The 12705-nt window shown below is 65.6% G+C and carries 9 protein-coding genes; 5 read left to right on the forward strand and 4 right to left on the reverse strand.

Going from position 1 to position 12705, the window contains the following annotated elements:
- Nucleotides 1-73: 73 nt before the first annotated feature.
- Nucleotides 74-1492 (reverse strand): ATP-dependent RNA helicase DbpA, encoded by a 1419-nt coding sequence (gene dbpA / locus LQ232_RS03505; protein ID WP_230178991.1) that lies wholly within the window; start codon nucleotides 1490-1492, stop codon nucleotides 74-76.
- A gap of 90 nt (nucleotides 1493-1582) precedes the next feature.
- Between dbpA and LQ232_RS03510 the strand changes: the two genes are divergently transcribed.
- Nucleotides 1583-5242, forward strand: a complete 3660-nt coding sequence (locus LQ232_RS03510) for a hypothetical protein (protein ID WP_230178992.1) — start codon at nucleotides 1583-1585, stop codon at nucleotides 5240-5242.
- Nucleotides 5243-5267: 25 nt separating this feature from the next.
- On the opposite strand, the gene fghA is transcribed toward LQ232_RS03510, so the two are convergent.
- Nucleotides 5268-6113, reverse strand: coding sequence for an S-formylglutathione hydrolase (gene fghA / locus LQ232_RS03515; protein WP_305878443.1), 846 nt, complete (start codon nucleotides 6111-6113; stop codon nucleotides 5268-5270).
- A 1-nt stretch (nucleotide 6114) separates the two neighbouring features.
- Nucleotides 6115-7221 (reverse strand): S-(hydroxymethyl)glutathione dehydrogenase/class III alcohol dehydrogenase, encoded by a 1107-nt coding sequence (locus LQ232_RS03520; RefSeq protein WP_230178993.1) that lies wholly within the window; start codon nucleotides 7219-7221, stop codon nucleotides 6115-6117.
- A gap of 60 nt (nucleotides 7222-7281) precedes the next feature.
- Between LQ232_RS03520 and LQ232_RS03525 the strand changes: the two genes are divergently transcribed.
- The 4 genes from LQ232_RS03525 to LQ232_RS03540 all read left to right on the forward strand — a co-directional run bounded on the left by LQ232_RS03525 (nucleotide 7282) and on the right by LQ232_RS03540 (nucleotide 12007).
- The gene (locus LQ232_RS03525; protein ID WP_230178994.1) at nucleotides 7282-7524 is read left to right on the forward strand and encodes a VF530 family DNA-binding protein; all 243 of its coding nucleotides are present in this window, start codon (nucleotides 7282-7284) and stop codon (nucleotides 7522-7524) included.
- Nucleotides 7525-7527: 3 nt separating this feature from the next.
- Nucleotides 7528-9291, forward strand: coding sequence for an ABC transporter ATP-binding protein (locus LQ232_RS03530; protein WP_230178995.1), 1764 nt, complete (start codon nucleotides 7528-7530; stop codon nucleotides 9289-9291).
- Nucleotides 9278-11041: an ABC transporter ATP-binding protein gene (locus LQ232_RS03535; protein WP_230178996.1), complete on the forward strand. Its 1764-nt coding sequence runs from the start codon at nucleotides 9278-9280 to the stop codon at nucleotides 11039-11041. The genes LQ232_RS03530 and LQ232_RS03535 overlap by 14 nt, the downstream gene beginning before the upstream one ends.
- A gap of 81 nt (nucleotides 11042-11122) precedes the next feature.
- Nucleotides 11123-12007, forward strand: a complete 885-nt coding sequence (locus LQ232_RS03540) for an acyltransferase (protein ID WP_230178997.1) — start codon at nucleotides 11123-11125, stop codon at nucleotides 12005-12007.
- Here LQ232_RS03540 and LQ232_RS03545 read toward each other — a convergent pair.
- On the reverse strand, nucleotides 12001-12705 hold the full coding sequence (locus LQ232_RS03545; RefSeq protein WP_230178998.1) for a hypothetical protein: 705 nt from the start codon (nucleotides 12703-12705) through the stop codon (nucleotides 12001-12003). The genes LQ232_RS03540 and LQ232_RS03545 overlap by 7 nt on opposite strands.

Genomic DNA, 12705 nt, shown 5'->3' on the forward strand with positions numbered 1-12705 from the left:
AACCCTCTATTGTCCACTTTTGGCCCCGATCGAAGGCCACTTTCTGAGTAGGGTGACCCTGATTCCGGGGATTTCAAAGCTCGTTCAGGAATCGAACCTTGACCTTTTTGCCCTTGACCTTGCCCGCGGACAGTTTGCTGACGGCCTGGCGTGCGATGCCGCGCTCGACGGCCACGTAGGTGTGGAAATCGGTCACGTTGATCTTGCCGATCTGCGCGCCGCTGAAGCCGGCCTCGCCGGTCAGGGCACCCAGCACGTCGCCGGGCCGGATCTTTTCCTTGCGGCCACCCAGGATCTGCAGGGTGATCATCGGGGGCAACAAAGGCTCATCGCTGGCCGGTGTCAGCTCACTGACAGGGTGCCATTCGGAGGGCTTGCCCTGCGCCACTTCGATGTTGCCCACGCGGCCCATCTCGTTCATCGTGGCCAGGTTCAGGGCCCAGCCGTTCTGGTCGGCACGGCCGGTGCGGCCGATGCGGTGCACGTGGATCTCGGTGTCGGGCGTGATGTCGACATTGATCACGGCCTCCAACTGAGCGATGTCCAGGCCGCGCGCGGCCACGTCGGTGGCCACCAGGACCGAGCAACTGCGGTTGGCGAACTGGATCAGCACCTGGTCGCGGTCACGTTGTTCCAGATCACCATGCAGGGCGAGGGCTTCGATGCCTTGGGCCTTGAGCACATCGACCAGGTCGCGGCATTGCTGCTTGGTGTTGCAAAAGGCCAGAGTGCTGACGGGGCGGTAGTGCTTGAGCAGCAATGACACCGTGTGCAGGCGCTCGTTCTCGGTGACCTCGTACCAGCGCTGGCGGATCTTGCTGTCGTCATGCTGCTGGGTCAGCTTGACTTCTTGCGGGTTGCGCAAGAACTGCTGGCTGAGTTTGGCGATGCCTTCGGGGTAGGTGGCCGAGAACAGCAAGGTCTGACGGTCCTTGGGGCACTGCTTGGCCACCTTCACGATGTCGTCGAAGAAGCCCATGTCCAGCATGCGGTCGGCCTCGTCCAGCACCAGGGTGTTCAGGGCGGACAGGTTCAGCGTTTCACGCTCCAGATGGTCCATCAGGCGGCCAGGCGTGCCCACGACGATGTGCGCGCCGTGCTCCAGGCTGTCGATCTGGCCGCGCATGGGCGTGCCGCCACACAGGCTCAGGATCTTGACGTTGTCTTCGAAACGGGCGAGGCGGCGGATCTCTTGCGTGACCTGGTCGGCCAGCTCGCGCGTGGGGCACAGCACCAAGGCCTGCACGGCGAAGTTCTTCGGGTCCAGGCGCGTCAACAGGGCCAGGGCGAAGGCGGCGGTCTTGCCGCTGCCTGTTTTGGCCTGCGCGATCAGATCTTGGCCTGCCAAAGCAATGGGCAGGCTGGCGGCCTGGATCGGCGTCATGGACAGGTAGCCCAACTGCGTCAGGTTGTCCAGCATGGCGGGGGCCAGGCTCAGGGTGCTGAAGGGCTGATCGGCGGAGGGCTTGGCGTTCGGTGTGGGGGCGTTCATGTGGCGGATTATCCGCGCCGGGCCTGCCTCCCCCTAATTTGTCGCCCCCGTATCGGTTGGCAGTTGCCTCAATTTGCAGCAGCATGGGGCATGACCACCTCCATCCCCTCTTCGCTGGAACATCCCGGCCAAGCGGCGCCCAAGGGTGCCGAATCGCCACTGCAAGCCGCCGAGCATGACGCCTTGCTGGCGCGGCGGCGCGAGGTGCTCGGCGAGTTGTCGGTGCACATGGAAGCCGAGTTGACGCTACCGCGGGTGGGCCTGGCGCTGTCGGGCGGCGGCGTGCGCAGCGCCACCTTTGCCCTGGGCTTGATGCGCGGCCTGGCCCAGAACAAGCGAGGTGGGACAGGCGGTGTGCCAGCCGATCAGCGCACGCTGGACGCCGATGGTTTGCTGGGGCGTGTCGATTACCTGTCCACGGTGTCCGGTGGGGGCTACATCGGCGGCATGTTCGGACGCCTGGTGTCCAGCTTTGGCATGGCGCGTGCGCAAGGCCTGATGGCCGACGCCTCCTCGCCCGTGCTCGAGTGGTTGCGGCGCAATGGGCGCTATCTGTCAACCTCGGGCTCGCGCGATTGGGGCACGGCGGTCGTCACCTACCTGCGGGCGGTGCTGGCCATCCATGCCGAGTTCATGGTGGCCTGCATGCTGCTGGGCCTGATCGTGGTGGCACCGCACTTGTGGCAGCACAGCACCCAGGTGCTTGACCCAAAAGGCTGGGCCTTCTGGCAGACACCCTGGTGGGTGCTGGCGCTGGCCGGTTGGCTGCTGACCGCGCCCGGTCTCATCTCCGGTTACTGGTCGGCGCGCGATACACCCAACCCTGGGGCCAAGACCTCGGGGCCCAGCGTGGGTGATGTGCTGTTCCTGTCGGGCTGTGCTTTCGGGACTTGGGTGTTGGTGCGCTGGTCCTTGGCGGCGCAGTTGCTGGACCCCCGCCACGATGGCCTGACCGCCATCAGCGCGGCGGTGTTGGCTTTGCTGTCCATCGTGGTGGGGCAGTCCTTGTCCCAAGGCTGGTTGTTTTTCAGCCGCGATCCCCATGCCCTGGCCGTGGCCCGTTTGCGCAATACCCTCACCCGGGCTTTGCGCATGGTCACACTGGCGGCGTGTGCCGTCGCGGGCCTGGGCGCGCTGGATGTGCTGAGCTGGTGGTTACTGGAAGAGCTTCAATCCCAGGCGGGCAATGACAACTACCTGTGGCGCGGCGTGGGTTTTGGGGGCTTGGTCGCCCTGGGTTTGCGCACCATGGTGCAGCCCTTGCAACAGATGGCGTCCGAGGCTGGCGGGCGCGCCCGCGAATGGTTGCCGCGCCTGATCAACGTGGGCAGCCTGGCGGGCTTGCTGGTGCTGGTGCTGGGTTGGTTGGTGCTGTTGCAATGGTTCGTCTTCGCGCCCGACACCTTCGCCCCGCTGATCAACACGCCTTCATGGATGCGGGCAGCCTTGGTGGCCTTGATCTGGTTCATCTGGGTGGCCTTGACCGCGGGTAACGCGCAGATGCCCAACACCTCGTCGCTGCACAGCTTCTACCGGGCGCGCCTGACCAGGGCCTACCTGGCAGTGGGCAATCCCCGGCGAGGCCTGGACGGCGGCGGGCCTGGCAGTGCCGATGTCACGGCGGTGGAAGAGGGCGACGACATGGGCCTGAGGCACTACCAGCCCGAGGTGCGGGGCGGCCCCATCCACCTGGTCAACACCTGCCTGAACCAGACAAGGGATGACTTGAGTGGCCTGTACAACGCAGACCGCAAGGGCGCGGCCGTGACCGCCACCTGGCGCGGCCTGGAGGTCGGGCCTTCGCGCTTCATCCCCATGCAGGCCGACCACGACGCGGGCACGCTGGGTCGGTGGGTGGCGGTGTCTGGCGCGGCCGCCTCGCCGGGTGCGGGGGCCTACACCACGCGCGGGCTGGCGCTGCTGTTGTACTTTCTGGGCGTGCGCCTGGGCCACTGGATCCGCTCGCCCGGGGCGCTTGTGCCACTGCGTTGGCTGAGCGACCTGTCATGGCGCTTTTTGCCCAAACCGCTGATGTTGGCCAGTGAAGCATCGGCCGTTTACTTCGGGGGCGATCGACCCTGGTGGTACCTGTCGGACGGTGGCCATTTTGAGAACACGGGTGTCTATGCCTTGATCAAGCGCGAGCTGGATTTCATCATCCTGTCCGACGCGAGTTGCGATCCACGCTACGAGTTCGGGGACATCGAGAACCTGGTGCGCAAGGCCCGCATCGACTTTGGGGCCGAGATCGATTTCTACTCGCGTGAAGAGGCTTGCCGCCTGTTCACCTTGGCGGGCTCGGGCCTGACAGTGTTATCGCCCGAAGATGTGTGCAACAGCCATTCCTGCCGGGGCGTCTTGCTGGCGCGCATCCGCTACCGCGAGCGAACCATCACGCGCGCCGATGGGCAGGCCGTGTTGACGCGCCCGGAGGGCACGCTGCTGATCGTCAAGCCCAATCTGCACAACGCGCTGGACGTGGACCTGCTGGCCTATGCGCAAAAGCACGAGGATTTTCCGCACGAGTCCACGGGTGATCAGTCCTTCGATGAAGCCCAATGGGAGAGCTACCACCGCCTGGGCGAAGATTTTGGACTGGCCCTGCACGAGACCTGGCTGGCACAACTGCCTGGCTGGCGCAGCAAGGCCCACCACGGCATCCGTGTGGCGGCGCGTTTGCGCGATGGCAAGGATGCCCCGGACAAGGGCCAATCGGCCCCCTGGTGGCGTCGCACCGTGCGCGCCACCGCCATCGGCACAACCTTGGGCCTGGGCGCCTCGGGCACCTTGATCTTGTCGGCCTGGCAAACGATCGACCAGGTGCAGCGCAAGGAGACCGAGTCGCGAACCGAGGCCAGCAAGCTGTTTGCCGAGGTCTCGAAGGGCCTGCAGGGCGTTGATGCTGATTGCCCGAAGATGCCCGAGTTCCTGTATGTGCAGACGAAAACGCTGCTGCAGGTCATGCGGGGCAGTCCCATGTTGAGCTTGCTGGAGCGCGAGGGCGTGGACCTGGTGGCCACCCGCATTGCGAAAGACTTTGCCAAGCCCCTGGCGGCCCAGACCGAATGCCCGGCCACCGCTTTGCGCATGCGCAATGAGCTGCAACTGGTGGCGTCTTTCCAGCCGGCCAGCTCGGCGCTGAGTTATTGGGATTCGGGCAGCTCGCCGGGCGTGCAGGCCTTGGCGGCCAAGGCGGTGTGGGATCAGCTGAAAAACTGGAGCGCCAAAGGCCCGCTGACCACCACCGCACAGGCGCCTACCGAGCAGCCACCCCCAGCCGTGCCTGATGATCCGGCGGTGGTGGCGCCCACCACGGCGGCCCCGATCGTGTCTCTGGAGGCCTGCCGCCGGGCGCAGGGCAACACGATCCTGTACGTGCAGATCTACGACGAGTTCTCTCGGGGCCCGGCCACCACCTTGCGCCAGCTGCTGCAGATGCAGGCAGGAGACCTGGTCCAGGTGGCGCCGATCGAGAACGTCACGCTCAGCGCGCAAGTGCGCCAGCAGCGTCGACCCGCGCCCTGGCCTCAACCGACCTTCGTGCTGCACGATCCCGCCAGCCGGGCATGCGCCAAAGCCATGGCGGGGCTGCTGGGCGTGCCTTGGGTGGGGCCGGGTGAAACGTCGGACAAGGTCTGGGTGCGCGACCTGCCCAAGTCGCTCAACCGGCGTCCGGGCGTGATCGAGTTGTGGTTGCCGCCCAGCGCTCAGCAAACCTCGTCCAACAAGCCGGCCATGGGCCCGGCGTGAGGCGCGGCAGTGGCTTGGTGGCGCCTCAGGCCTTCAAGATCGACGCGTGGTGCGCGATGTGGTCGCGCATGAAGGTGCTGATGAAGTAGTAGCCGTGGTCATAGCCTTCATGCCGCCGAATGGCGAGGGGTTGGCCTTGTTGCTGGCAGGCGGCTTCCAGCAGGTGGGGATGCAATTGCTCGGCCAGGAACTTGTCGGCCAGGCCCTGGTCGATCAGGATGGGCGGGCAGGTGGCGCCAGCCCTGACCAGCTCAGTGGCGTCGTGCCGCGCCCAGGCGGCCGACTCGTCGCCCAGGTAGCCTTGCAGTGCCTTGCGGCCCCAAGGGCATTGCGTGGGCGCCGCGATGGGTGCGAAGGCCGACACGCTCTTGAACAGATCCGGGTGCTTCAAGGCCAAGGTCAAGGCGCCGTGCCCACCCATGGAATGGCCAAAGATGCCTGTGCGAGCCGCATCGCCCTTGAAGTGCCGCAGCACCAGCGGCAACAGCTCGGTCGTCAGGTAGCTTTCCATGCGCCAATGGCGCGCCCAGGGTTCGGCCGTGGCGTCCAGGTAGAAGCCGGCCGCGGTGCCGAAGTCCCAGCTGGCATCGGCCCCCTCGATGCCCGTGTTGCGTGGGCTCGTGTCGGGGCTGACCAGGATCAGGCCGTGCTCGGCGGCGTATTGTTGCGCGCCGGCCTTGATGGCGAAGGTCTCTTCCGTGCAGGTCAGGCCGGCCAGGTAAAACAGCACGGGGGTGCTGGGCGAGCTCAGCGCCTGCGGCGGCCGGTACACGCCAAAGCGCATCGGCAGGCCGATGGTGCTGGAGGCATGCTGGTAAAAGCCTTGCACGCCGCCAAAGCAGGCGTGTTCGCTGAGCGTCTCGATGGCCATGTCAGTACATCACCACCGAGCGGATCGACTCGCCGCTCTTCATCAGGTCAAAGCCCTCGTTGATCTGGTCCAGCGACAGCTTGTGCGTGATCAGGTCGTCGATGTTGATCTTGCCGTCCATGTACCAGTCGACGATTTTGGGCACGTCGGTGCGGCCGCGCGCACCACCGAAGGCCGAACCCTCCCACTTGCGGCCGGTCACCAACTGGAAAGGGCGGGTGCTGATCTCGGCGCCGGCCTCGGCCACGCCGATGATGATGCTGCGGCCCCAGCCCTTGTGCGTGCATTCCAGCGCCTGGCGCATCGTGGTGGTGTTGCCGATGCACTCGAAGCTGTAGTCGGCGCCGCCGTCGGTCAGTTGCACGATGGCGTCGACCACATTGGGCACATCCTTGGGGTTGATGAAATGCGTCATGCCGAACTGGCGGGCCATGGCTTCGCGCTTGGGGTTCAGGTCCACGCCGATGATCTTGTCGGCGCCCACCATCTTGGCCGCCTGGATCACGTTCAGGCCGATGCCGCCCAGGCCGAACACGACCACGTTGGCGCCGGCCTCGACCTGCGCACTGAACAGCACCGCGCCCACGCCGGTGGTCACGCCGCAGCCGATGTAGCAGACCTTGTCGAAAGGCGCGTCAGGCCGGATCTTGGCCAATGCGATCTCGGGCACCACGATGAAATTGCTGAAGGTGGAGGTGCCCATGTAGTGCAGCAGCGGATCGCCATTGAGTGAGAAGCGCGAGCTGCCATCGGGCATCAGGCCCTTGCCTTGCGTGCCGCGGATCTTCTGGCACAGATTGGTCTTGCGCGACAGGCAGAACTTGCACTGGCGGCACTCAGGCGTGTACAGCGGGATGACGTGGTCGTCCTTGCGCAGCGAGCTGACGCCGGGGCCCACATCCACCACGATGCCCGCGCCTTCGTGGCCCAGGATGGCGGGGAACAGTCCTTCCGGGTCGGCGCCCGACAGCGTGTAGTAATCGGTGTGGCAGATGCCGGTGGCCTTGACCTCGACCAGCACTTCGCCCTCGCGCGGGCCTTCCAGGTCGACGGTTTCAATGGTCAGGGGTTGTCCGGCTTTCCAGGCGACGGCGGCACGTGTCTTCATGGGCGTTCTTTCAAGGCATTCGGTGAGGTGGGGACATGATAAGTGCGGCATGATGCCGCCATGAAAAATCCCCCCAGCCAGGACCCGTTGCACGGGCTGACGCTCGAAACGATCCTCAACGAACTGGTGGCCGGCTATGGCTGGCCGGAGTTGGGCCGGCTCATCAACATCCGCTGTTTCCAGTCCGATCCCAGCATCTCGTCCAGCCTGCGTTTTTTGCGCAAGACGCCTTGGGCGCGTGAAAAGGTCGAAGGCCTGTATTTGTTCATGCTGCGGGAGCGGCGCCGGTCGGGACACAGCTGACCCATGTCCCTGTCCGCGCTCGTCACCAAATTCATTTTTCGCCACTGGCGTGCCTACGGCCCTTCGGCCGTGATGCTGGTCGCCATCGCCTTGCTCACCGTCTGGCTGCCGCGCCAGGTGGGGCACCTGGTCGATGGCCTGGTGGCACGCCGGCTGGACACCGATGGGCTGATCCGCGAGGTGGGCCTGATGGTGCTGGCTGGCCTGGCCATCTACTTCATGCGCGTGACCTGGCGGCAACTGTTGTACGCGGCGGCTTACCGGCTGGGCGTGGACCTGCGCACCCGCCTGTACGAACGCCTGAGCCTGCAGGGCCCTCACTTCTACCAGGATCGCCGCACCGGCGACCTCATGGCCCTGGCCACGAATGACATCGACGCGGTCGAACAAGCCGCGGGCGAGGCCGTGCTGGCAGGTTTCGATGGCACCTTGACACTGTTGCTGGTGATCGGCTCGATGGTGCTGGGCGTGGACTGGCGCCTGACCCTTGTGGCCTTGCTGCCGTTTCCCATCATGGGCTGGGCTTTCTGGTGGATCTCCAACCACGTGCACACGGCCTCCCGCCAATCGCTGGACAACTTCGGGCACCTCAATGACCAGGTGCACGAGACCTTGTCGGGTGTGCGCACCGTGCGGGCGCTGGGCCTGGAGGCGCGCAGCACCGCCGACTTCACCACGCTGGCGGACAAAGCCGCCCAGTCCAGCCTGAAGGCGCAGCGCTGGGAGGCCGCCTACGAGCCGGCCGTGAGCCTCACCTTGGGCGCGGCCACCATGCTGAGCCTGGCCATGGGCGGCTACCTGGTCTGGCACAAGGAGTTGACCATCGGCCAGTTGACCAGCTTCAGCCTGTACCTGGGGCAGATGATCTGGCCCATGTTCGCGGCTGGCTGGGTGCTCTCCCTGATCGAGCGGGGCCGCGCTGCGTGGGACCGCCTGCAACCCGTGCTGGAGGCCCCGCTCACGGTGCAGGACCATGGCACCGTGCACAGCATCCAGCCCGGCGCCCTGCGGACCCAAGATGTGGTGTTCTCCTACCCCGGTCATCCCACACGGGCTTTGGCGGGCGTGTCGCTGTCGGTTCAAGCCGGTCAGACCCTGGGCCTGGTGGGCCCCACGGGTTCGGGCAAATCCACGGTGGTGCGTTTGCTGCTGCGCCAATTCGCGCCCGATTCGGGCAGCGTGCAATGGGGCGGCGTGGCCTTGGCCGATTACACGCTGGACACCTTGCGCCGGGCCGTGAGTTGGGTGCCGCAAGAGCCCTTTTTGTTCTCGGCTTCAGTGGCCGAGAACATCGCGTTGGCCAAGCCCCAGGCCACGCGCGCTGAAGTGGAGCACGTGGCCCGCATGGCCGCCGTGCACGACGACATCATGCGTTTACCCCAAGGCTATGACACCCCGGTGGGCGAGCGCGGCGTGACCTTGTCGGGCGGTCAGCGCCAGCGTGTGGCCATTGCCCGCGCCTTGTTGGCCGACGCACCCTTGCTGCTGCTGGACGATGCCTTGTCGGCGGTGGACACCGACACCGAGGCCAGCATCCTGCGGCACCTGCGCGAGCTGCGCGCCCAGCGCCCCGAGCGCATCGTGATCGTCGTCAGCCACCGGCTCAGTTCCGTGGCCGATGCCGACCACATCCAGGTGCTGAAAGAAGGCGTGGTGGCCGAGCAAGGCAGCCATGCCCAACTCTTGGTGCGGGAGGGCTGGTACGCCCGCCAATGGCGCTACCAACAGCTTGAGCAACAACTGGAGGCCGACGATGCAGCCGCTTGACCGAGGCCAGGCACTGGCCCTGCTGCGCCGCGCGGCCCAACCCGAATTGCACCACCTGCGGCGCGGCCTGCTGTGGTTGATGCTGGCGGCCGGCCTGGAAGCGCTGGGCCCCATCCTGGGCAAGGCCTTCATCGACCGGCACCTGATGCCGCACCAAGGCACCTTGCCCGAGATGGCGGGCCTGCTGCTGGGCGCGCTCTTCGCAACCTGGATCGCCAGCTGGATCCGCTACGGCCAGTTGATCCGCCTGGCGGGCCTGGCCATGCGCTCGGTGCTGCGCCTGCGCGAAGAGGTGTATGGCCACGTGCTGCGCCTGCCCATGGCCTACTTTGACCAGGCCATCACCGGCCAGCTGGTCAGCCGCGTCACCAACGACACCGAGGCGGTCAAGGCCCTGTATGTGCAAGTGCTGTTCGTGATGCTCGACAGCGTGGTGGCCCTGGTCGCCGCCCTGTTCGCGATGGCTTACCTGGATTGGCAACTGATGCTGGTGGTGGCCTTGCTGGTGCCCGCCGTCACCGCCATCGTGTGGCTTTACCAGCGCCTGAGCGCCCCGGCCGTGACGCGTTCGCGCCAGTTGCGCAGTGATTTGAACGCGCAGATGGGCGAGTCCATCGCTGGCATGGCGGTTTTGCAGGCCAGCAACGCCACGCCCCGTTTTGCCGAGCGCTTTGCACAGACTGCGCACGCCCAGCTGCAGGCCCGCCGTGACGAGCTGCGCGCCAACGCCTGGCTGCTGCGCCCCGCGCTCGATCTGTTGAACATCTCCCTGCTGGCGCTGGTGATGATGGTGTTTGGTTTGCGCAGCCAGGGCGGCACCCTGAGCACGGTCGAGATCGGCGTGCTGTACGCCTTCATCAGTACCATGGCCCGCGTGGTGGAGCCGCTCATCCAGATCACGACGCAGTTCTCGCAACTGCAGCAATCGATGGTGGCGGCGGCGCGCGTCAACACCTTGCTGCAAGAGGCCGAATCCCTGCGCACCAGTGGACAAGGCCGCGTCACGCAAGGCGCCATCGATATCCGGCACCTGACCTTTGCCTACGCGGCCAACCCGCCCGTGTTGCACGACGTCAACTTGAACATCGCGCCGGGCCAGTTCATCGGCATCGTGGGCCACACGGGCAGTGGCAAGTCCACGCTCTTGTCCCTGATGCTGCGCTTTTACCAGGCGCCCGCTGGCAGCGTGACCATCGATGGCCAGCCGGTCGACGACATCGACGACGAGGCCTTCCGCCATGCCGTGGGCCTGGTGCCGCAAGAGCCCTTCCTGCTGGCCGCCAGCGCCCGCGAGAACATCGACATGGGGCGCGGCTTGAGCCCGGCCCAGATCGAAACCGCTGCACGTGCCGCCCAGGTGCATGATTTCATCCTCGCGCTTGAAAACGGCTACGACACCCCGCTGGGTGAAGGCGGCGCGCGCCTGTCGGTGGGCCAGAAGCAGTTGCTGGCCATGGCGCGGGCCTTGGCCGGTCAGCCGCGCATCCTCTTTCTGGACGAGGCCACCTCGCACATCGACAGCGACACCGAGCGCCTGGTGCAAAAAGCCCTGGACGCCTTGCATGGCCAGGTCACCGTGGTGGCCATCGCGCACCGCCTGTCCACCATCCGAGATGCCGATGCCATCGTGGTGCTGCACCATGGCCGCATTGCCGAGCAGGGCTCGCACGACGCCTTGATGGCCTTGCCCGAAGGGCGCTATCAGCGCCTTTACCTCCTGCAGCAATGGCAGGCCCAGGAAGCGGCCTGAACAGGCGGCGCGGCCTCTAGGCACCATAATTGCGCTCTGTCGCCATTCAGAAGGCGGGCCACTGGTCCGCGTTCAACCGCCATGTTTCAAAGACTTGTGTACCTCGTCAAGGCCATCCTGGCCAGCACTGTTCTGGCCTTGAACACCTTGGTCGGGTTCACCGCCATGATCCCTTTTGCACTGCTCAAGCTGGTGTTGCCGTTCCGGGCGGTGCGTCAAGTGACCGATTACGCCTTGAACAAGATCGGCGACATCTGGGTGGCCAACAATGGCCTGTGGATCGATGCAGTCGGGCACACCCATTGGCAAATCACCGGCGTTGAGAACTTCAAGCGCAAGGGCTGGTACCTGGTCAGCAGCAACCACCAAAGCTGGGTGGACATCCTGGTGCTGCAGAAGGTGTTTGGCGGCCGCATCCCGCTGCTCAAGTTCTTCATCAAGAAAGAGCTGATCTACGTGCCCATCATCGGCCTGGCCTGGTGGGCGCTCGACTTCCCCTTCATGTCCCGCAAGGGTGGCAAGGCGAGCGCGTCCAAAGACCTGGAAGCCGCGCGCAAGGCCTGCGAAAAATTCCGCGTGGTGCCCACGTCGGTGATCAGCTTTCTGGAAGGCACCCGCTTCACGCCCAGCAAGCACGACGCACAGCAATCACCGCATCAGCACCTGCTCAAGCCCAAGACGGGCGGCATCGGCATGGCGCTGGCAGTGATGGGCGAGCAGTTCGACGCGATGCTGGACGTGACCATCGTCTACCCCAAGGGCGTGCCCACTTTCACCGATCTGATCTGTGGCCGGCTGAGCGATGTGATCGTGGACGTGCGCCAGGTCGCCATCCCGCAAGACCTGAAGACTGACACGGGCCGCGACACGGGCTACCGCGCACGCTTGCAAACCTGGGTCAACGGCTTGTGGGCCGAGAAGGACCGCCGCATCAACGAGCTGACGGCCGGCTTCAAGCCTCACTGAACTTTGGCGGGTGTCCTCAACGGTTCACGCAAGCGCATGAACTGGGCGGGCGCCACATACTGCAGCAGCTCCTTGCCCTCGCTGTCGAGCGTGATGCCCAGGCCCTTGTCCGGGTAAAGCCAATGCTCTGCATGGGCGTTGCTGCGCACCCGTTCGGCGGGCATCCCAAAGCGCGCCTTCACGATGTCCTCATCCAGGTTGGCCTGAGGGATGAAGGCCAGCGCCAGGATAGGCGCGCGCAAGGCCAGGGCCTGGTCTTCAGGGCTCAGCCGGTATTTGCGCGTGCTGCTGTTCATGTAGTCGACCTTGGCGGCACGTTCGCGAAAGCCATTGATCACTTGCGGGCCGAGCTGCGCGGTCACCACCAGTTTGCCGATGATGAAACCCATGGTGGCGGTTTCCACATAGGCTTCCAGGCTGCCGGTTTCGCCGGGCGCGGCCACCACGGCCATCTGGAAGTCTGATGCCCAGCGGCGCTGCACATCGCCCAGCGTGCTGGCGGCTTCGGGTCGCGCGGACAGCCGCAAGCCAAACACCTGCGTGTCGCCCGAGGGCAGTGGCTCGATGTGCCACGGCAACACGTTCATGGGGTTTGGGTCGGCATTGGATTCTGCGGGCGCGCCATGGTCCAGCGCGACGAAGGTGGCCACGGCCACAGAGGCCACCAGCAAGCCTGCGATCAATCCCCACTTTTTCAT

The sequence above is a fragment of the Aquabacterium sp. CECT 9606 genome (genome assembly GCF_918741295.1).
In the GTDB taxonomy this organism is placed as follows: domain Bacteria; phylum Pseudomonadota; class Gammaproteobacteria; order Burkholderiales; family Burkholderiaceae_C; genus Aquabacterium.